The organism is Specibacter sp. BI4, assembly GCF_056680095.1.
Genome location: NZ_CM155265.1, coordinates 352,001 through 371,073, shown reverse-complemented (window position 1 = coordinate 371,073; position 19,073 = coordinate 352,001). Strand labels below are relative to the sequence as shown.

Sequence of the window (19,073 nt, the reverse complement as noted above, 5' to 3'; positions counted from 1 at the left end):
GCACTTCCGCCTCCCGCTACCTCCTGCTCAGGGGCGTGAGCTTGCGGCCCATGATGGCCCGGGTGAGTGCGTCGACAACCTCGGTGTTCGCCAGCGGGTTGCGGATCAATGTGAAGTCCACGTCCCCCACTGGCGGCAGGTCAAAGCGTTTCGTGATGATCTTCAGGTCTTCCGGAACCAGCGACGTCGGCATGACGGCAATCCCGATGCCCGCCCGCAAAGCCGCCAGGACCCCGCTGATTTGCTTGGTCGTGCAGGTGACCCGCCATGTGCGGCCGGCATCCTCCAAGGCATCCAGGGCAAGTTGGCGGCTCAGGCTCGGTGCCGGGTAAACAATCACCGGAACCGGCGCTCCCGATTCCAGCACCGTCTCCTCCATGCCCACCCACGCAAAGGTGTCCTGCTTGACGACTTCACCCTCCTGCGTGCCAGACACCCATTTCACAAACACGAGGTCCAGGGCCCCGGCTTTCAACCGGCGGTGCAGCTGGTCGCTCTGGCTGACTGTCAGCTCCAGGTTGATTTGCGGGTACAGCTGACGAAATTCACGCAAAATTCGGGGCAGTCCCGTGATGGCAAGGTCGTCGGCTGTGCCAAAACGCAGCCGGCCCCGCATGGCGGCACCGGAAAAGTATCGGGTGGCCACGTCGTTGGCAGCCAGAATGGTCCGGGCGAAACCTGCCATCGCATCACCATTGTCGGTCAGGCGCACGTCGCGGGTGTCGCGGGTGACAAGGACCCGGCCGGCTGCCTGTTCCAGCTTGCGCACATGTTGGCTGACTGTGGGCTGGCTGATGCCAAGGCGCTCGGCGGCCCGGGTGAAATTGCGGGTTGCAGCAAGTGCCACGAAGCTCTTGAGTTGAACGGGGTCAAAAATGGGTGCATCCGACACGGCTGAGCTCCTCTGAACCATTGCAAACCTCAATAGTACTTATAGGCACCATACCCTTTCGGCATATATCGGTGCAGCCTAGGCTTGAAAAGGTAAGCACATCCACCCTTCGAGTCCCAGGACCAAAGCGTTGACGCCCCCACCAGCACCGATGAATGCTGCCCTGACCGCCCCCATCAATCTAGTGACAACACGCCCTCCGTGGAGTCAAACCTTTTCCTCACTGAAAATCCGCAACTACCGCATCTTTGCCTCGGCCAACCTCCTTGCCGTCATTGCGGTGTGGATGCAGCGGGTGGCGCAGGACTGGATGGTGCTTGAGCTCTCAGGTTCCGTGACCGCCGTCGGAATTACAGTGTTTATGCAGTTCATCCCCTCCCTGGTCCTCATGCCGCTGGGCGGAATTATTGCCGACAGATATTCCAAGCGCTTGATCCTGATGATCAGCCAGGGCGCGGCCGGTGTGCTGGCTGCCATCATGGCCGTCCTGGCGCTGACGGGACATCTTCAGGTCTGGCACATTTACGTCATCGCCTTCGTCCTCGGCCTGGTTGTAGTGGCCGACCAGCCCGCACGCCAGGTTTTCGTCAACGAACTTGTGGGCCCGGCACAGCTGCGCAATGCCATCAGCCTGAACTCCTCCATTTTCCAAATGGGCGGCATGATCGGCCCGGCGGTCAGCGGCGTGCTGATCATGGCCGTTGGCGGCGGCTGGGCGTTCGCCACCAACGCCCTGGCCTGCATTGTCACTGTGCTTTCGCTGCTGTTGATCCGTAGCGGCGAGCTGGTGCGGATGCCGCCGGTCAAACGCGCCAAGGGCCAGCTCATGGAAGGCGTCCGCTACGCCTTGGGCAAGCCAACCATTTACTGGCCCGCAGCCATGGCGGCCGTTTTCGCCGTGTTCGGCCTGAGCCTGGCCGTGTTGATGGCCGCCTATGCCAACAACGTGTTCGACGTCGGTGCCGGAGGCTACGGCCTGCTGAACACTCTCGTTGCGCTCGGCGCCCTGTGCGGTGCGATTGCCTCCACCCGCATTGCCACCTTGCGGCTGCGCGGGGTCATGGCGGCCGCCGGTTCCTATGGCGTTGTGCTGCTCATTGCCTCGAGGGCGCCCAACATGGTCACCTTTGGTGCCGTCATGGTGGTGGCCGGATTCGCCTCACTGCTGTTCCTCACGAGCGCCAACCAGCTGGTGCAAATGTCGACGAACGTGTTGATCCGCGGACGCGTCATGAGTTTGTACATCATGGTCCTCATCGGCGGCCAGGCGCTGGGCGGTCCGCTCATGGGCTGGTTGGCCGAAAACTGGGGCGTGCAGTGGGCCATGCTGGTTGCCGGCGGCATGCCGGTGCTGGCGGCCGCGGTGTTTGGCCTGACCCTGGCCCGGCGCGGCCAGCTGACACTGCGCCTGAATCTGCGCAGCCTCAGCAAGCCCGTGTTCATCGTGTCGAAGGCCGGTTAAACTACAGTCTGCCGCTGCCCGGCGGGCCCAGAAAATTGTGAAGTTCCTCCGCCACGGCGCCAAGGTCCCGCAGTTCACATTCCCAGACCGTGAACGCGGTCCATCCCAGGGCGGCCAAACCGGCCAGCGCCTGGCCGTCCCGTTCAACAGTCCTCGTTCGCTTGGCATCCCAAAAGTCGGCATTCGTGGCGGGTTTGTGTGTGCCGTTGGGGCAGCTGTGTGAATGCCAGAAACAGCCGTTGACAAAAATGGCCTGGCGCCGGCCGCGGAAGACCAGGTCAGGCGTGCCGGGCAGGTCCGATGCCTGCAGCCGGTACCTGTAGCCCTCGGCAAACAGCAGCCGGCGGACTAGCATTTCCGGCTTTGTATCCTTGCTGCGGATGCGTGACATGACGCGGTGGCGTTGGGCCTTGGTCAGTGAATCAACCATGCGCCCATGCTACGCGCGGACACTGTGCAGGGGGCAACCCCAGCCGACTCCGCCACGAGTGGCGGGGCCGGCTGGGCAGCTTAGGCGGTCCGGCGCTTAAGCAACATCGAGCGGCAGGTGCGGGTAGCTTTCCTGACGCCGCTGGAACTCCAGGATGGCCGGGTTGACGATGACGCCGTCGGATATTTCAACGGCGCGCTGGATGGTGTCATATTCGGCCCAGGTGTCTGGGCCTGCCAGCACCGGTTCGATGAACGGCATCAGTGCCTCGCTGATTTCCCAGGTGGCGGAATTCCACAGGTAGCTGGGGCTGTGGTCGACAGCGTAGTAATTGATGTGGTTCCCCACCGTGAACATGGGGTCGACGAACGTTGTGCTGCGGGCCCAGCTGAAGCCCATGCCCTCGTCGCAGGAGACATCAACAATCAGGCTGCCGGGGCGGAACGCGTCGAGATCCGATTCGGTCAGGTACGTCATGGGCGCATTGGGATCCTGCAGGGTGCAGTTCACGACGATGTCAGCCTGCGCCAGGAACTCACCCAACGGCACGTCCCCATTCTCAACCATGACAAAACCGGCGTACGGTGCTTCAGGTGCAAAATCAAACTGCACCATTTCGACCGAATGGATCGGTGCGGCGACGGCTGCCACACTGCGGCTGGTCAATACCTGCACGTCGTAGATGCCCAATGCCTTCAATGCCGTCACGGCACCGCGGGCAGTGGCGCCAAAGCCAATGACGACGGCACTCATGCGGCGTCCGTAGTCGCCTGTTGAACCCGTGAGTGCCAGCGAGTGCATTACCGAGGAGTAGCCGGCGAGTTCGTTGTTCTTGTGGAATACGTGCAGCCCAAACCCGCCGTCGGGGGCCCAATGGTTCATGACCTCAAAGGCGATCAACGTCAGCTTCTTGTCGATGGCCAGCTGGGTGATGGCACGGTCCTGGACGCAGTGCGGCCATCCCCACAGGACTTGCCCGTCCTTCATGTCAGCCAGATCCGAGGCCTGCGGCTTGGGCAAAAGCAGCACGTCCGACTCCGCAATGACGTCCTCGCGGGAGGCGACCGAGCCCACCAAGGTGGCCAGCACGTCGTCGGACATCCCAAAGCGGGTGCCGTACCCTTCCTCAACCACCATCCGGGCGAGGATCTCAGGCTCTATCCGGGAAAAATGCTCCGGGTGGATGGGTGCACGCCGCTCATCGGGCTTGCTGGATTGGCCCAAAACGCCGAGTCGCAGCCCGGTCCTTGCGGCACTCATTTCTTCTTTGCGGGCGCGGGTTTGTCCGCAATGGTTGCTGCGGTATCGCCGGCGCGTTTGTCGGCGCGCTTTTCCTTGATGGACTTGCTTGACTTCTTCGATGCGGTTTGCCGTGGTGATTTGTCGCCCATGTCAGCTCCCTAAGGTGGGGCCAAAGTGGCCCCGTAGCCTGACCCTACACTCAATGACCTTGCCGTCGGAACGACTGGGTCACACGGCAGGCCCCTGATTCCGGCCCGGAATTCCGTTCAATTCGGAATAAAATGGTTCACCTCCAGCCCGTTTTGGGAGCCTTGAAACTGGTACGATGTCGCTCACTTCGTGAATATTGCCGATGCAATTTGACTGTTGGGGGAGTGCGTGAAAGCAAACTGGATATTAGTGCCTGTGCTGGTTGTGCTGGCTTTGTCGGGGTGCACCTCGGCAGGCGACGACCCGGGAAAAACGGCGGGGGAGAGCCCGCCGGCGTCAGCCTCAGATGCGCCTGGCACATCGGGCACTGGTGCACCAACGGAGGTTGCGCCACCACCGGCCAGTCCCAGCAACGCTGGTGCAAACGAGGACTTGGTGGACGTCAAATGCACGAAGGACAGTGACGGCTCCTGGTCCTTTGAAGGAGACATCAAAAATTCCAGCGCAAGCCTGAAAACCTACACGGTGGCAATAGCCGTCACCGTTGGAACTGCAGTCAAGGGCCATTCGCTGCTTACCCAGGAAGTTCAGGCGGACAGCGTTCAGCACGTTTCCGCCCCGGACTTTGCAGTGGCAAACGATGCTGGCGCAGTATGCGAGCCAGTCGCTTCGGTCGAGGGATTGAGTTCATGAAGAAACAAATCTTTGCCAGCGCACTCATGGTGACTTTGCTCGGGGTGTTCTTTACTGCTCCGCCTTCCGTTGCCGCTGAACCGACTCCTGTCGTTGAAACGGTTCCCGGTGTTGAAACGCCAGGCGAGGTTTCGGAGGGGCCGGTGCAGAACGCACCTCCTGAAATCAGCGCTGCAACAACTGCGCCTGTCGTTGCAGCGGAGCCAACTGGTTCTCCAACGGCTACTTCGCCAGGGGCTACGTCGCCAGCCACTACTTCGCCAGCGGCGCCGGCCACTTCCCAGCCGACTCACCCGGAGACAGCTGCGCCGGGTGAGTCTGCTGAGCCCGCTGCACCTGTTCCGGCGCCGGTGGTATCTGAGTCGGCAATTCCGGTCCCGTCAGCTGCTCCGGTGACAACGGCACCTGTCGTGACTGCGGAGCCCACTGTTCCCACTGTTCCCGCTGCACCTGCTGCTTCCAAACCGGCGGCCCCGAAGCCCCTCGTGGCTCCGGAAACCAAAAACGCGACAGCGTCCGCAGCGATTGCAGTGACTGGCGTTTTCAAGACCCGGTGGAACTCACTGGGTGGCGCCAACGGGGTGCTTGGTGCACCACGGGCCAAGCAGGTTTCCAATTCCGTCTACTCTTATCAGGAATTCACCGGCGGGTTCATTTTTAGCTCGTCGAAATACGGGGTTCACCACATCATCAAGTCCAGTGCCATTGGGCAGCTCTGGTATGCCGGGGGCAAGACGTCCTCCGCCGGATTCGGGTATGCGATTTCCGACAACATCTCCTCGGCCGACGGAACGTACCAGAAATTCTCAAACAGCAAATGGATCTTCACCACAAAATTCTCGGTGAAGGTCAACGGTGCAGTCGGCAGTAAATGGGTTTCCAAGGGTGGCATCAAGGCCATGGGCGCACCTGTCGGTGCAGAGGTTTGCGGGGCGCGGGACGGTGGTTGTTACCAAGTTTTCAGGAAGGGCACCATCTTCTGGTCCGCCAAGTCCGGTTCGCACGTCTCGCACGGTGGAATTCTCAGCCGCTACAACACCAATGGCGCCTTGGGCGGCCGCTACGGATACCCCACCGGCACGGAAACGTGTGGGCTGGTTCAAAATGGTTGCTACCAAAACTTTCAGAACGGACTAATTTTGTGGAGTCCTTCCACGGGGGCCCATGGAGTTCTGACAGGTGCCATTCGATCCCACTACGGCCGGACAGGCACTGCCAATGGATTCCTGCTGTATCCAACCAGTGAAGAAATTTGTTGGCAGAGGGGATCAGGCTGTTACCAGAACTATAAAGGTGGAACCGCGTACTGGTCCCCGGCATCGGGCACCAGCTCGATCCACAAGGGGAAGCTTTCCGATGGCTATGCGCGCCGCGGAGGGATCAGCGGAAGTCTCGGCTACCCCTTGGCGCAGCAGGTCTGCGGCCAACCCAACGGCGGCTGCTACCAGGTATTCCAGGGTGGCCGGCTTTGGGCCAGTTACGGCCACCCCCGTGCCTACAAGACTGCCGGCGGCATCAGTGCCAGCTACACGGCAAAGGGCGGTCCGCGCAGTTTCCTTGGCTACCCCATATCGGATGAGACATGCTCCGGCGGACAGTGTGTACAGACCTTCGTGGGCGGCCATGTTGGCTGGGGTTGGGGCGCCCAGGGTTATTACCACATGTCAGAATGCCAGAATCTTAACAACGGCAAGTCCCGCTACGGGGCCGGTGGTTCCAAGCACGTGCTGTTGACGTTTACCGAGACGTATCGGCAGTCATACGCCACCAACACGTATTGCAAGAACGTCGCAGGAACATACGTAACGGAGTGGCGAACTGACGGGTACGTCGGGGCTGCAGGATTCAAGGGTCCGGGAGAGGCCTCCGGTCCCACCCGCAACCTGTTCTCGCCCTCGGGCTCGTTCACGGTATCCGAAGCATTCGGCCTGAGCAATCCCGGCACGGCGCTTCCCTACCGCACCTTGAACCCGCGTTCCCGCTGGGGTGGCAATCCGTACACCTCCACCTACAACAAGTACTTTGAGTCCGATTCCTGGGTGGGGTGGGACGAGAACATGTGGTACTTCGCAACGCGAGCGGCCCACGACTACGAGCAGGGCGTTGTCATCGACTACAACCGTCCGAACATTGTCCAGGACGCGGGGTTTGCCATCTTCCTGCACCAGAACAAGGTTCCCACGGCAGGGTGCATCTCTCTGGACAACTGGGCGGTGGTTGACTACGTCAGGAAGTCAGTACCCGGCGACAGGGTGATCATGGGCGTCAAGTCGGCCATTTTCAGATAGCTAGTTCCCAGGCCAAATAAATAAAAACACCCCGGTCGGAAGACCGGGGTGTTTTTATGTCCCACTTGACGTGGGAACGATGTCTCGAGACATCACATGCGAGCGGGCGACGGGAATCGAACCCGCGTATCGAGCTTGGGAAGCTAGCGCTCTACCATTGAGCTACGCCCGCATCGGAACGCCTGCAGCGAGCCGCTGCAATGTTCCGATATCGATTCTAGCCGGTGCGCATGGGTGCTTATGACCACCGACACGCAACGGCCCGCACCCCATTGCACGGCCCCGCGGCGGCGGCAGGACCCCGAAAACCGGACAGAATGAAACAGTGCGCAGCAGGTCAGCCAATAATGGAGGCTTTTACTGCGGCGAACTCGGCGTCATTGAGGGCGCCGGATGCATGCAGGGCGGCAAGGCGCTCGAGATTGCTGAGCAAGTCCCCGGTCGGAGCAGCGGCTACCGGAGCGGCTGCCACGGGTGCGGCGGCGACCGGGGCGGCCTCGGGAACGGGAAGCATCTGCGCCTGCTGGGCCAGCATCTGTTGCTCAGCGGCCTGTTGTGCCGCGGCCTGCTGGTTCGCGGACTTGGCATTGACAGCATTGCTGGCAGCCGTAGCCGTGCCCGCAATGACAGCGGTGCGGGCAGCAGTTCCTAAGAGCGAGGTACGTCGATTGCGTCTGCCAAAAGCCATGGTGATCTCCTTGAATAAGTGCCGTCCAGGCGACCGGACCGCGGGTAATTCAATCTTACGGTGGCACCGCAAAGCCCAATGCGCAAAACACAAGCCGCACCGCAAACGTTCGTGACGCCGTCGTACTTCTGCAATGGCGACATCCAGGATGTTGGCGGCGCACCCCCATGCCCCGGCTAGATGGCAGGTTCTGCTTTCTTCCCCTGCAGCAGGCGCACCAGCGGTTCCACATAACGTGCGGCGACGGGGCCGCTGACGGCCATGATGAGAACATATGTGGTGGCCAGGGCTGCCAGCTCGCCCGGGACTGCCCCGGAGGCCACCGCCAGCCCGGCGATGACGATGGAGAATTCGCCGCGGGCAATCAAGGCGGCACCGGCGCGGGCACGCCCGGGCACCCCAATGCCCTGTTGTCTGGCCGCCCACCACCCGGTTGCCACCTTGGTGATCGTGGTGACAAGGGCAAGCAGGAGGGCCACGCCGAGCACGGGCGGGATGCTGCGGGGATCGGTGTTGAGGCCGAAAAGCACGAAGAACATGGCGGCGAAAAGGTCGCGCAGGGGTTCCAGGACGCGCGTGGCGTTCTCCGCCGTGCCGCCCGAAATGGCGATGCCCAGCAGGAACGCACCGACGGCCGCAGAGACCTGAAGTGCCGAGGCGACCCCTGCCACCAGCAGTGCGGCGCCGAGCAGTTTGAGCAGGAACGACTCCCTGTCGGGGCTGTCCAAAACGTTGGAGACCATGTGCCCGTAGCGCAGCGCACCCAGCAACACCAGGGTGATCACGGCCAGGGAAATTCCGACGGCGGTCAACCCGCCAAGGAACGACACCCCGGCCAAAACGGCTGTGAGGATGGGCAGGTACGCTGCCATGGCCAGGTCCTCAATCACCAGGATGGCCAAAATGACGGGTGTTTCACGGTTGCCCAGCCGGCCAAGATCGGCAAGGACCTTGGCAATGATGCCTGACGAGGAACTGTAGGTGATGCCCGCCATGACGAGTGCGCCGACGGGACCCCAGCCCAGGATCAAGGCCACGGCCACACCGGGGAGCATGTTGAGCACCAGGTCGAGCAGCCCTGCCATCCAGGACTGCTTCAAGCCGGTGACAAGCTCCTTGGCCGTATATTCCAAACCCAGCATCAGCAGGAGCAGGATGACACCAATTTCGCTGGCTATGTGCGCGAAACCGTCGATGCCGCCAAGGTTGACAAGGCCGCCCTGGCCGAAGGCCAGGCCGCCCAACAGGTAAAGCGGCACCGGGGACATGCCAATTCGTCCAGCCAAACGACCCAAAAAACCGAGCCCGAAAAAGACGATGCCGAGCTGGATGAGCGAGAGGGTCGTTGGATCCACTACGTGGCTACAATCGTGACTGCAAAATGAGTGCGGCTTCCGCCAGCCCATCGTCAGTGCCCACGATGACAACCATGTCGCCGGTGAGCAGGATTTCGTCGGGACGCGGCGAACCAATCACATCGCCGTCGCGCAGCAATGCCACAATTGAGGCGCCCGTAAGGGTGCGCATCTGGGTGTCGCCCAGGGTGCGCCCGGCATAGGCGGAGCCCTTGCGGATCATGATTTGGTGGGTGGTGACGCCGGAAACTTCTTCCTGCTCCGCGCTGAGCTGGGCAATCAGCTGGGCCGAACCCAGCAATGTTCCCAGGGCTGCGGCCTCTTCGGCACTAAGCGGAATGGACGCGGCACACGCATCCGGGTCATCGACCCGCGACAGGATCAACTCGGTGTGGCCGTCACGGTGGGTCACAACACCAACGCGCCTTCCGGTGGCAAGGCGCAGTTCCCTGCGCACACCAATGCCTGGAAGAGCGGTCTCTTCAATGTTCATGGTTCCTACTTTAGCTGTGCAATGTACAAGCTGCTCCTGTACACAACGCCGGGAGAGGCAAAAATAATCCCCAATCCGCCCGAAAGTTCCGGGCCGGGACCGCACACGCAGACCGGGCTGCAGAGCTTGTGCAGGCAAGTGCGCTATTTTTAGAGGGTGCTGATCTCTGACCGCGACATACGTGCCGAAATTGACGCCAAGCGCATTGTCTTGGACCCCTATGACCCTGCCATGGTGCAGCCCTCCAGTGTGGATGTGCGCATCGACAGGTTTTTCCGGCTTTTCGACAACCACCGCTACGCCCACATCGACCCGGCCGAGGAACAGCCCGACCTGACCCGCATGGTCGAGGTCGATCCCAACGAGCCATTCATCCTGCACCCGGGCGAATTTGCGCTGAGTTCAACCTATGAAACCGTCACACTGCCCGACGACGTCGCCGCACGCCTTGAGGGCAAGTCGTCCCTGGGCCGGCTGGGCCTGCTCACGCACTCGACGGCAGGGTTCATCGACCCGGGCTTCTCCGGCCACATCACCTTGGAGCTTTCCAATGTGGCGACGCTGCCGATCAAACTGTGGCCCGGCATGAAGATCGGCCAGCTGTGCTTCTTCCAGTTGTCCTCCCCGGCCGAAAACCCCTACGGCACCGGACCGTACCAGAACCGCTACCAGGGCCAGCGCGGTCCGACGGCGTCACGGTCCTTCCAGAATTTCCACCGGACGAAGATCTAGCTCCCAAACTTTGGGCCTCTGCGCGACCCGTGGGATATGGCGCCATATCCCACGGGTCGCAGTGCGTTTTGGGGTGGCTAGGCGTTGACGCCGTGCGGCGGAGCCTTGACAGGCAAAAGCAGCAGCAGTCCCACCAGCAGGACCGCCAAGATGCCGATGATCCCCCACCGCTGGGCGCCAAAGATCAGGATCGAGTAGCCAAAGAGCTGTGGGGCCAGGAACGAAACGGCGCGGCCGGTGGTGGCGTAGAGGCCGAACAATTCCCCTTCCTGTCCCTCGGGCGCCAGCCGTCCCATGAACGTCCGGGCCGATGACTGGGCGGGGCCCACGAACAAGCACAGGATCAGCCCAAAGACCCAGAACGCGTTCTTGCCGTCCAGGAACAGCAGGGCGCCGCCGGAGATCAGCAGGCCAAGCAGGGATGTGACGATGACGGCCTTGGGGCCAAACTTGTCGTCAAAGAAGCCGGCCGAGAGTGCCCCGACGGCGGCCACAACATTCCCGGCAATGGCGAAGATGAGCACATCGCCCGTCTTGAAGCCGAAGGAACCGACAGCCAGCACGGCGCCAAAAGTGAAGATCGCGGCGAGGCCGTCGCGGAAGATGGCGCTGGAAATCAGGAAGTACACGGTGTGCCGATCGGCCTTCCACAGCAGGACAATCGTCCACCACAGCTCCTTGTAGGACTGGAAGAACCCCACTTTGGGCATATCCGGATCGGGCTTGGTTTCGGGGATGGCAAACAACACCGGAATGGAAAACACCAGGATCCACAGCGCGGAGAAAAGGGCCACGACCCGGTAGGTCATGCCGTCGGCGCTCGTAATGCCGAAGACGCCAACATCGGGTTTGATCAGTGCGAAGTAAACAATGACCAGGGCCACGATGCCGCCCAGGTAGCCGGCGGCCCAGCCGAAGCCGCTGATCTTGCCAATGGTCCTTTTGGTGGAGATCTGCAGCAGCATGGCGTTGTAGTTCACGCCGGCGATCTCAAAGAAGACGTGCCCGGCGGCGATCAGCATGCAGCCAAAGAGCAGGTACGACTCGTGCGGCTGGACAAAGAAGCAGGCGGCCGTCAGCACCACGACCACGAGCGTGTTGACACCCAGCCACAGCTTTCGCCGTCCGCTGTGGTCGGTCCGCTGGCCGGCCACGGGGGCCAGCAGCGCGATGGCAAAACCTGAGATGGACATGGCAAAGGCGAGCGTTGCCGTGGCCACGTCGGCTCCACCAAACTTGTCGCCCGTCAGGTACAGCGCCGTGAAGATGAACGTGGTCATGACGGCGTTGAACGCCGCACCGCCCCAATCCCATAACGACCACGCAACAATTTGCCACGTTGTCCCGTGCGATTCGGTCGCGGCGGCGGGTGGGGAGGCGGCCGCTGGTGGGTACTCAGTCATAGGGCACATGCTAGCGGCAGCAACTGTCCCAAAGGCCCAAGCCGGGTGAATTTTACGTGGCGGTGGCGTGGCGGGGTGACAACTTCAATGCCCTTTCAACGCCCTTGAAGGACATTTACGGCTGCTCCGGGTTGATAGGGTGGAAGGGTCGGGAACCGACTTTTCCCCCGTGATTCGCTCATTTTAAGCCCGAAACATGTGGAGTCTTTAGTGTTGTTTGTCCTTTGTGCGCACTTCATTGTTGCCATCATCGCGCCTATTTTGTTTTCCCGATGGGGCCGGTCGGCGTTTTATGTTCTCGCCGCAGTCCCCGGAATCAGCTTCATTTGGCTGGTGGCGCAATACCAGAACGTGTATTCGGACACACTTCCCAGCCCGGCACTGGACATCCCCTGGGTGCCGGTCCTGGACCTGAATCTTTCCTTCCGCATGGATCAGCTGTCCTGGCTGTTGTGCCTGCTGGTGCTTGGCGTCGGGGCGCTGGTGCTGGCGTACTGCGCCCGGTATTTCAAGACGAACGACGCCGGACTGGGCGGCTTTGGTGCCCAGCTGCTGGCGTTCGCCGGGGCCATGTTTGGTCTGGTGACGGCCGACAACCTGATTCTTTTGTTTGTTTTCTGGGAATTGACGACAGTCCTTTCCTACCTCTTGATCGGGTATGCCCGCACCCGCATCGCCGCCAGGCGCGCAGCCCTGCAGGCGTTGATCGTCACCACCTTTGGCGGCCTCGCCATGCTGGTGGGCTTGATCATGGTGGGCGAGAGTGCCGGCACCTACAGCATTTCCGGGGTGCTGGCGAAGGCCCCGGAGCTCATGGCGGCTGCGGGCGGGCCGCGGATGGTGCTGGACATTGGCATCGCCTTGATGCTCGTTGGTGCCGTCACGAAGTCGGCATTGCTGCCCTTCCATTTCTGGCTCCCCGGCGCCATGGCCGCACCCACCCCCGTCAGCGCCTACCTGCATGCTGCGGCCATGGTGAAGGCCGGCATCTACCTGATAGCCCGCCTGGCGCCAGGGTTTTCCGACACCGAATACTGGCAGGCCATGATTGTTGTCCTGGGCTTGGGCACCATGCTGCTTGGCGGTTGGCGGGCATTGCGCCAAGTCGACCTCAAGCTCATCCTCGCCTACGGCACAGTTAGCCAGCTCGGCTTTATCACCCTGGTGGTTGGTTTGGGCAGCCGGGAAGCTGCCATGGCGGGCATGGCCATGGTGCTTGCCCACGGGTTGTTCAAGGCGTCGTTGTTCCTGGTGGTGGGCATTATTGACCACCAAAGCGGCACCCGTGACATCCGGGAACTTTCGGGCGTCTTCAGGTCCGCCCCAAAATTGGGAATTGTTGCCTTGATTGGTGCTGCATCCATGGCCGGGCTGCCGCCAATGGCCGGGTTCGTCGCCAAGGAGGGCATTTTCCAGGCCTTCATCGCCTCAGCCATTTACGGCCCTGCCGGCCCCATTGTTGGGTGGACAGTCCTGACGGGCATGGTCATTGGATCGATCCTGACCTTTGCCTACAGTGCCCGGTTCATGTGGGGCGGTTTCGCCACCAAGTCCAAGGGCATGTCCACGGTGTTTAAGCCGATTGGCTGGCCGTTCCTGGCGGCCCCGGCACTGCTGAGCGCACTGACGCTGGCATACGGGTTGTTCCCGCACATTGTCGACACGTGGGTGCAGCCGTACAGCGCGCAGTTCCCCGCCAACGACCCCGACGGCATGCATTTGCTGCTGTGGCATGGTTTCACGCCCGCGCTGGGGCTCAGCGCCATCGTGGTTGCTGCCGGTGTTTGCCTGTTCCTGCTGCGAGCAAAACTGGAGGCTTTGCAGGCCAAGGTTCCGGCCGTCATGGACTTTGAACGCGCTTACAGGCAGTCCATCGTAGTGCTGGACGTCGTGGCCATTTGGGTCACCGGCCGCACACAGCGAGGTTCCCTGTTCTTTTATCTTGCGGTTATTTTGACCACGGCCATTGCGTCCGTGCTGACAGTTTTGTTCCTGACGGATCAAAACTGGACCGAAGCCATCTACCTGGTGGACCGGGGCTCGCCCTTCCAAATGGTTGCCGGCGCCGGCATTGTCATCGGTGCGATTGCTGCGGCCAGGGCCAGCAAGCGCTTCATGGCCGTGCTCATGGTCTCCGTCACCGGATACGGCATTGCCTTGATCTTTGCGTTGCAGGGGGCCCCGGACCTTGCCCTGACCCAGATGCTGGTCGAAACCATTGTCCTGGTGGCCTTCGTATTGGCCATGCGCTCTCTGCCGGCAAGCCTGCTGGAACGGAAAGCAGGCAGTCACCGCGCCGTGCGGCTGATCATTGCCATCGCCTTCGGCGTCATCATGGTGGTGGTCGCCATCCTGGCAATGGGCTCGCGGATCCACGACCCCGTCAGCCTAAGTATGCCAAAAATGGCATACGAAGGTGGTGGCGGCCTCAATGTTGTCAACGTGACGCTGGTGGACATCCGCGCCTGGGACACCTTTGGCGAAATATCGGTTCTGGCGATGGCTGCCACCGGTGTCGCCAGCTTGATCTTTGTCCGCGGACACGGCCGGCGGCTGCCACGCGCCGAGACGGTGGCAACCGGCAGCATTGGCAAACTGCAGCGGAACGGCTTCCAGCCAACACTCCAGGTTGCCAAGAGGTTTACCGCCTCGGCCAGCAACCCCTGGCTGGTGGCCGGGCGCACACTGGCCCCGGAGCGGCGCTCCATCATTATTGAGGTGGTGACACGGCTGGTCTTCCACAGCATCATCATCATTTCCATCTATCTCCTGCTCGCAGGCCACAACGGCACGGGCGGTGGTTTTGCCGGGGGACTGGTGGCAGGTTTGGCCCTGACCATCCGCTACCTGGCCGGGGGCCGTTTTGAACTGGCCGAGGCCACCCGGATTTCGGCAGGCACCATGTTGGGCCTGGGGCTCGCGATGGCCACCCTGACTGGTCTCATGCCGTTGTTCGTTGGCGGCGAGGTCTTCCAAAGCGCAATCATCGCCTTCGAGCTGCCCATCTTCGGGCACGTGAAATTCGTGACGTCCACACTCTTTGACATCGGCGTCTACCTTGTGGTGGTTGGTTTGGTCATTGATGTGCTGCGCAGCCTGGGTTCAGAGATCGACAGGCACGAAGAGGTCGGGATGACAGGCATTGAATTGTTCGAGGACGACGAGCCGATGGAGTCCGTGCGATGAGCGTGAACCTCACCCTGCTGCTCGTCATGGGTGTGCTGTATGCGGTTGGAATTTATCTCCTGCTTGAACGCAGCCTGACCCGGGTCCTGCTGGGCTTGATGCTGCTGACCAACGCCACGAACCTGCTCTTGCTGACAACCGGCGGCTATGCAGGTCTGGCGCCGATCTTCAACAAGGACATTCCGCCCGGGGAATTCAATGATCCGCTGCCGCAGGCCTTCATCCTGACGTCCATCGTGATCTCCTTCGCGGTGACGGCGTTCATGCTCAGCTTGATCTACCGCTCCTGGCTGCTGAGCCGGGCAGACCATATCCAGGTGGACAGGGAAGATATCCGCGTTGCCAAGCAGGCCGTGTACGACGACGAGGAAGATTCAGAGATTGCCATTGAAGTCTCCGACTTCCACGAGAACAACCAGTCACCGGAGAAGCGTGAAACCGTGCCGGGGATTGGACCCAAAAAAGTCGTGCCGGCCCCAGCGGCGGCAGGACCCGAAGAAAAAGTGCACCCTGTGACGCCTGGGAAGGACAAGGAATGAACGTTGCCAGCATGGCTCCGCTCGCGGTAGTACTGCCTTTCCTTGGTGCCGCCTTGGCTTTTGTCTTGATCAAGCACCCGCGTGCCCAGCGCCGCGTCAGCCTGGGCACCATCAGCATCACACTGCTGCTTGAGGTATGGCTCCTGGCCAGTGTCTGGACCACCGGACCCATCGCCGTGCAGTTGGGCGGCTGGGCGCCTCCCTTCGGCATTGTCATGGTTGCCGATCAATTTGCGGCCCTGCTGCTGGTGATCTCCTCCGCCGTGAGCCTGGCAGTTCTTGCCTATGCATCAGGCCAGGGTGCTGCCGACGGTGAAGAGGACGGCCCGGTTTCCGTCTTCCACCCCACCTACCTGATCCTGATGGCGGGTGTCTCCAACGCCTTCCTGGCGGGGGACCTCTTCAACCTGTATGTGGGCTTCGAAATCCTGCTCACCGCCAGTTATGTGCTGATGACCCTTGGCGGCACGGGCTCACGGGTGCGCGCGGGCATCACGTATGTGGTTGTCAGCGTGGTGTCGTCCATGCTGTTCCTCGTGGCCATCGCCATGGTCTACGGCGCCACCGGAACTGTCACCCTGGCCGACTTGGCAGTGAAGCTCGGGGAACTGGATTCCGGCACCCAACAGCTTTTGCATGTGCTCCTGCTCGTGGCCTTTGGCATCAAGGCGGCAGTCTTCCCGCTGTCCTTCTGGCTCCCCGACTCCTACCCCACGGCGCCGGCGCCGGTGACCGCGGTTTTTGCCGGGTTGCTGACCAAGGTGGGTGTCTACGCCATCATCCGCACGGAGACGCTGCTGTTCCCCTCGGACGACTTCAACTCCGTGCTGCTCATCGTGGCCCTGCTCACCATGATGGTGGGAATCCTTGGGGCCGTGGCCCAGACCGACATCAAGCGCATGCTCTCCTTCACCTTGGTGAGCCATATCGGGTACATGATCTTCGGCGTCGGGCTTTCATCGGTGATTGGACTGGCCGCCACAATTTTTTACGTCATCCACCACATCACCATCCAAACAAGCCTGTTCATGGTGACCGGACTGATTGAGCGCCGCGGCGGGACCTCTTCCATCAGCCGCCTCGGCGGACTGGCAAAACTTTCACCCATCCTGGCCGTGCTGTATTTCATCCCTGCCATGAATCTCGCCGGCATCCCGCCGTTCTCCGGGTTCCTGGGCAAGCTGGGACTGTTGCAGGCAGGCGTTGCCGACGGTTCGCCGCTGGCGTACACCCTCGTCGTCGGCGGTGTGGCGGCAAGCCTGCTCACACTGTTGGTGATGGCCAGGGTCTGGAACCGCGCGTTTTGGCGCAGCACCGTCGACGCCGAAGATCCAGAACCCGTGCTGCTCGCCACCGCCCCCGATGCCTCCGGCGAGCCGAGCATGCGAGCCCTGCGCACAAGCAAGCATGTGGACGCGGTGGAGGGGCGTTTTTCAGGTGACAACGAGATCCCGATCCTGCCCAAGATGATGGTTTATTCAACCATGGGACTGGTGGTGCTCGGTGTGGCCATGACGGTGTTTGCGGGCCCGCTCATGGACCTGAGCCAGGAGGCGGCAACCAGCATGTTGGACCGCGTTCCGTACATTGAGGCCGTTCTCGGCGTTGGGGCGGCAAACCGATGAGCCAGACACCACGGACGAAACGCAGGGCAACTTTTCGGCAAAAACTGCCACTGCTTGTTTGGCTGGTGCTCGTCTGGGGCGCCCTCTGGCAGGATTTCAGCCCCGGCAACCTGCTTTTTGGTGCGTTGATCTCCCTGGCGGTCTCGCATGCGTTTTACCTTCCGCCCATTGAACTCAGCGGACGGTTCAACGTTTTGCGCGCCGTGACGTTCATGTTCTGGTTCATCAAACAAGTCACCATTGCCAGTTTCCAGGTGTTGTACTGGTCCATTGCGAAAGGGCCGAACATCCGCAATGCGGTCTTGGCGGTGCCGTTGCGCAGCCCGTCGGACTTCATGATGACGGCGGTTGGCCATGTGCTTTCCCTGATTCCCGGCTCGCTGGTGGTTGAGGTGGACAGGGGATCGGCAACCCTTTATGTGCATGCCATGAACGCGCCCACCACGGCGAGTGTGGAAAAGGTCCGCGCGGACATCCAAGGCTTTGAGGCCAGGTTGATCCGCGTCATGGGGACCCGGGCCGAGCTGGCGGCAGTGAAATCCGAACACGAGGGTGCGCCCATGGTGACCCACGCGTCAACCGGCGCTGGCCGTGCCAGCCGCGCCGGGTCCGCCGGCACTCCAACCACCGGGGAGGTGCTGTAACAGCCATGAATACTGTTGTCATTATTGTTGTCGGGCTGCTCACGCTCGCTTCAGCGGGGACCATTTATCGGATTGCCAAGGGCCCGTCGCTGCTTGACCGCGTGATCGCGGCCGATGTTTTGCTGGCCATCTTTGGTGCGGCCTTGGCCACGGAAATGGCCGTGAACAAACACGCCGACAATTTGGCGCTGCTGGTGGTCCTGACGGTGATTGGCTTCATCGGCTCAGTCACGGTGGCCCGCTTCGTCGCGCATAAGAAGGAGGACGTATGAATGCCTTCCTGGACGTTTTGGCGGCCATCTGCCTGTTGCTGGGTGCCTCGATGAGCCTCGCAGCGGCCATTGGGCTGCTGCGCTTTCCAGACCTCATGAGCCGCATGCACGCAGCCACGAAACCGCAGGTGTTGGGCCTGCTGCTGATGCTCACGGCCATGGGGCTGCAGCTGCGTGTCTGGTCTCTGGTGCCCATTTTGCTGATTGCCTGGCTGTTCCAGCTGCTGACCGTTCCAGTTTCTGCACACATGGTGGGCAGGGCCGGGTACCGCACCAAGCACCGCCGCCCGGAACTGCTCAGCGTGGACGAACTGGACCAGGTCGTGGCCGCCGTCATCGAAGACGACACCAAGAGCTAGCCCGGCCCGCCCGTGGGCATGGGAGCGCAAAAAAGGCGCCATTCGCCGTCATTCACGACGGCGGATGGCGCCTTTTTCGTGCGGGCTCAGACCTCTTCGGGGTGCTTGTTGAAGCGGGCAATGGCCTTCTGTGTGGTGCGCTGGGCCAACGTCTGGATGATGGCCGCCACGACAGAGGAGACCAGCGCAAAAGTCAGTGCGGAACGGAGACTGTTCTCCAGATCCGCACCATCCTTCGGCGGCTTGTTGCCGGTGCTTTTCTCCCAGGCAGTGTCCACGAGCTTGCTGGCCGCAAAACCAGCCCCGAGGCTTATCCCTGTTCCGAGCAGTTTGAAGACGATGTTCATGAAGTACTCCTGAATTCTGTGGCCGGACAATTGCGGGAATAACCCTACTGCCAGCCTAACGCCTTGCACCGGCTGCCGGAGGGTGGGGCAACCGTGGAAACACACCCATCATGAGGCACGCACCCCATTTCGCGAGCACTTTAATTCACTCGCGTCGTCCCCTCGACAAGCCGGATGCATGGGTGGACCATGGAAAGTGCGCGCTTGTTTGCGGTCCTTTGCATCTGTGGCAGCTGTGAACATGCCGTAGTTTGCAGTCGCCGTCCACAAAAT

19 protein-coding genes and 1 tRNA gene are annotated in these 19,073 nt (G+C 61.6%); 9 read left to right on the top strand and 11 right to left on the bottom strand.

Translation table 11 applies throughout. The features are described 5' to 3' along the window. Positions 1-16: 16 nt before the first annotated feature. The gene (locus AC1L6K_RS01790) at positions 17-877 is read right to left on the bottom strand and encodes a LysR substrate-binding domain-containing protein (RefSeq protein WP_480952672.1); all 861 of its coding nucleotides are present in this window, start codon (positions 875-877) and stop codon (positions 17-19) included. 166 nt (positions 878-1,043) lie between these two features. Here AC1L6K_RS01790 and AC1L6K_RS01785 point away from each other — a divergent pair, with 166 nt between their 5' ends. Then, positions 1,044-2,354: an MFS transporter gene (locus tag AC1L6K_RS01785; protein ID WP_480952671.1), complete on the top strand. Its 1,311-nt coding sequence runs from the start codon at positions 1,044-1,046 to the stop codon at positions 2,352-2,354. A gap of 1 nt (position 2,355) precedes the next feature. On the opposite strand, the gene AC1L6K_RS01780 is transcribed toward AC1L6K_RS01785, so the two are convergent. From AC1L6K_RS01780 to AC1L6K_RS01765, 4 genes are all read right to left on the bottom strand, one after another. After that, the gene (locus tag AC1L6K_RS01780) at positions 2,356-2,784 is read right to left on the bottom strand and encodes a very short patch repair endonuclease (protein WP_480951042.1); all 429 of its coding nucleotides are present in this window, start codon (positions 2,782-2,784) and stop codon (positions 2,356-2,358) included. Between the two features lie 96 nt (positions 2,785-2,880). Further along, positions 2,881-4,044 (bottom strand): N(5)-(carboxyethyl)ornithine synthase, encoded by a 1,164-nt coding sequence (locus tag AC1L6K_RS01775; protein ID WP_480951041.1) that lies wholly within the window; start codon positions 4,042-4,044, stop codon positions 2,881-2,883. Continuing rightward, on the bottom strand, positions 4,041-4,175 hold the full coding sequence (locus AC1L6K_RS01770; RefSeq protein WP_480951040.1) for a hypothetical protein: 135 nt from the start codon (positions 4,173-4,175) through the stop codon (positions 4,041-4,043). The genes AC1L6K_RS01775 and AC1L6K_RS01770 overlap by 4 nt, the downstream gene beginning before the upstream one ends. 183 nt (positions 4,176-4,358) lie before the next feature. Continuing rightward, positions 4,359-4,667, bottom strand: a complete 309-nt coding sequence (locus tag AC1L6K_RS01765) for a hypothetical protein (RefSeq protein WP_480951039.1) — start codon at positions 4,665-4,667, stop codon at positions 4,359-4,361. 594 nt (positions 4,668-5,261) lie between these two features. Between AC1L6K_RS01765 and AC1L6K_RS01760 the strand changes: the two genes are divergently transcribed. Continuing rightward, complete coding sequence (locus AC1L6K_RS01760; RefSeq protein WP_480951038.1) at positions 5,262-7,157, top strand: L,D-transpeptidase family protein; 1,896 nt, start codon at positions 5,262-5,264, stop codon at positions 7,155-7,157. A 101-nt stretch (positions 7,158-7,258) separates the two neighbouring features. On the opposite strand, the gene AC1L6K_RS01755 is transcribed toward AC1L6K_RS01760, so the two are convergent. The 4 genes from AC1L6K_RS01755 to AC1L6K_RS01740 all read right to left on the bottom strand — a co-directional run bounded on the left by AC1L6K_RS01755 (position 7,259) and on the right by AC1L6K_RS01740 (position 9,693). Beyond that, positions 7,259-7,329: transfer RNA gene (locus tag AC1L6K_RS01755), tRNA-Gly, on the bottom strand. A gap of 165 nt (positions 7,330-7,494) precedes the next feature. Then, positions 7,495-7,845: an SHOCT domain-containing protein gene (locus AC1L6K_RS01750; RefSeq protein WP_480951037.1), complete on the bottom strand. Its 351-nt coding sequence runs from the start codon at positions 7,843-7,845 to the stop codon at positions 7,495-7,497. Positions 7,846-8,021: 176 nt separating this feature from the next. Next, positions 8,022-9,200 carry a cation:proton antiporter gene (locus AC1L6K_RS01745; protein ID WP_480951036.1) on the bottom strand — a complete coding sequence of 393 codons (1,179 nt, stop codon included), beginning with the start codon at positions 9,198-9,200 and terminating at the stop codon, positions 8,022-8,024. Between the two features lie 7 nt (positions 9,201-9,207). Continuing rightward, complete coding sequence (locus AC1L6K_RS01740) at positions 9,208-9,693, bottom strand: cation:proton antiporter regulatory subunit (protein ID WP_480951035.1); 486 nt, start codon at positions 9,691-9,693, stop codon at positions 9,208-9,210. A 156-nt stretch (positions 9,694-9,849) separates the two neighbouring features. Between AC1L6K_RS01740 and dcd the strand changes: the two genes are divergently transcribed. Continuing rightward, positions 9,850-10,425 carry a dCTP deaminase gene (gene dcd, locus AC1L6K_RS01735; RefSeq protein ID WP_480951034.1) on the top strand — a complete coding sequence of 192 codons (576 nt, stop codon included), beginning with the start codon at positions 9,850-9,852 and terminating at the stop codon, positions 10,423-10,425. A 77-nt stretch (positions 10,426-10,502) separates the two neighbouring features. On the opposite strand, the gene AC1L6K_RS01730 is transcribed toward dcd, so the two are convergent. Continuing rightward, positions 10,503-11,828 (bottom strand): MFS transporter, encoded by a 1,326-nt coding sequence (locus tag AC1L6K_RS01730; protein WP_480951033.1) that lies wholly within the window; start codon positions 11,826-11,828, stop codon positions 10,503-10,505. Positions 11,829-12,038: 210 nt separating this feature from the next. Here AC1L6K_RS01730 and AC1L6K_RS01725 point away from each other — a divergent pair, with 210 nt between their 5' ends. The 6 genes from AC1L6K_RS01725 to mnhG are packed head-to-tail and all read left to right on the top strand — an operon-like array spanning position 12,039 to position 18,453. Then, positions 12,039-15,014 carry a Na+/H+ antiporter subunit A gene (locus tag AC1L6K_RS01725; protein WP_480951032.1) on the top strand — a complete coding sequence of 992 codons (2,976 nt, stop codon included), beginning with the start codon at positions 12,039-12,041 and terminating at the stop codon, positions 15,012-15,014. After that, positions 15,011-15,553 carry a Na(+)/H(+) antiporter subunit C gene (locus tag AC1L6K_RS01720; RefSeq protein ID WP_480951031.1) on the top strand — a complete coding sequence of 181 codons (543 nt, stop codon included), beginning with the start codon at positions 15,011-15,013 and terminating at the stop codon, positions 15,551-15,553. The genes AC1L6K_RS01725 and AC1L6K_RS01720 overlap by 4 nt, the downstream gene beginning before the upstream one ends. Next, positions 15,550-17,178, top strand: a complete 1,629-nt coding sequence (locus AC1L6K_RS01715) for a Na+/H+ antiporter subunit D (protein ID WP_480951030.1) — start codon at positions 15,550-15,552, stop codon at positions 17,176-17,178. Before AC1L6K_RS01720 ends, AC1L6K_RS01715 begins: the two co-directional genes overlap by 4 nt. Next, on the top strand, positions 17,175-17,822 hold the full coding sequence (locus tag AC1L6K_RS01710; RefSeq protein WP_480951029.1) for a Na+/H+ antiporter subunit E: 648 nt from the start codon (positions 17,175-17,177) through the stop codon (positions 17,820-17,822). Before AC1L6K_RS01715 ends, AC1L6K_RS01710 begins: the two co-directional genes overlap by 4 nt. Before the next feature lie 5 nt (positions 17,823-17,827). Next, a complete protein-coding gene (locus AC1L6K_RS01705) occupies positions 17,828-18,094 on the top strand; it encodes an MrpF/PhaF family protein (RefSeq protein WP_480951028.1) in 267 nt (88 codons plus the stop codon). Continuing rightward, the gene (gene mnhG, locus AC1L6K_RS01700; RefSeq protein ID WP_480951027.1) at positions 18,091-18,453 is read left to right on the top strand and encodes a monovalent cation/H(+) antiporter subunit G; all 363 of its coding nucleotides are present in this window, start codon (positions 18,091-18,093) and stop codon (positions 18,451-18,453) included. Before AC1L6K_RS01705 ends, mnhG begins: the two co-directional genes overlap by 4 nt. An 86-nt stretch (positions 18,454-18,539) precedes the next feature. Here mnhG and AC1L6K_RS01695 read toward each other — a convergent pair whose 3' ends face one another. Further along, on the bottom strand, positions 18,540-18,800 hold the full coding sequence (locus AC1L6K_RS01695) for a DUF4235 domain-containing protein (protein ID WP_480951026.1): 261 nt from the start codon (positions 18,798-18,800) through the stop codon (positions 18,540-18,542). Between the last annotated feature and the right edge of the window lie 273 nt (positions 18,801-19,073).

Bases quoted from the DNA above. Each gene is read 5' to 3' on its own strand.
- AC1L6K_RS01785 (WP_480952671.1), top strand. From the start codon at position 1,044: ATGAATGCTGCCCTGACCGCCCCCATCAATCTAGTGACAACACGCCCT.
- AC1L6K_RS01780 (WP_480951042.1), bottom strand. From the start codon at position 2,784: ATGGTTGATTCACTGACCAAGGCCCAACGCCACCGCGTCATGTCACGC.
- AC1L6K_RS01775 (WP_480951041.1), bottom strand. From the start codon at position 4,044: ATGAGTGCCGCAAGGACCGGGCTGCGACTCGGCGTTTTGGGCCAATCC.
- AC1L6K_RS01770 (WP_480951040.1), bottom strand. From the start codon at position 4,175: ATGGGCGACAAATCACCACGGCAAACCGCATCGAAGAAGTCAAGCAAG.
- AC1L6K_RS01765 (WP_480951039.1), bottom strand. From the start codon at position 4,667: ATGTCTCCTTCAAAGGACCAGGAGCCGTCACTGTCCTTCGTGCATTTG.
- AC1L6K_RS01750 (WP_480951037.1), bottom strand. From the start codon at position 7,845: ATGGCTTTTGGCAGACGCAATCGACGTACCTCGCTCTTAGGAACTGCT.
- AC1L6K_RS01740 (WP_480951035.1), bottom strand. From the start codon at position 9,693: ATGAACATTGAAGAGACCGCTCTTCCAGGCATTGGTGTGCGCAGGGAA.
- AC1L6K_RS01730 (WP_480951033.1), bottom strand. From the start codon at position 11,828: ATGACTGAGTACCCACCAGCGGCCGCCTCCCCACCCGCCGCCGCGACC.
- AC1L6K_RS01720 (WP_480951031.1), top strand. From the start codon at position 15,011: ATGAGCGTGAACCTCACCCTGCTGCTCGTCATGGGTGTGCTGTATGCG.
- AC1L6K_RS01715 (WP_480951030.1), top strand. From the start codon at position 15,550: ATGAACGTTGCCAGCATGGCTCCGCTCGCGGTAGTACTGCCTTTCCTT.
- AC1L6K_RS01710 (WP_480951029.1), top strand. From the start codon at position 17,175: ATGAGCCAGACACCACGGACGAAACGCAGGGCAACTTTTCGGCAAAAA.
- AC1L6K_RS01705 (WP_480951028.1), top strand. From the start codon at position 17,828: ATGAATACTGTTGTCATTATTGTTGTCGGGCTGCTCACGCTCGCTTCA.
- mnhG (WP_480951027.1), top strand. From the start codon at position 18,091: ATGAATGCCTTCCTGGACGTTTTGGCGGCCATCTGCCTGTTGCTGGGT.
- AC1L6K_RS01695 (WP_480951026.1), bottom strand. From the start codon at position 18,800: ATGAACATCGTCTTCAAACTGCTCGGAACAGGGATAAGCCTCGGGGCT.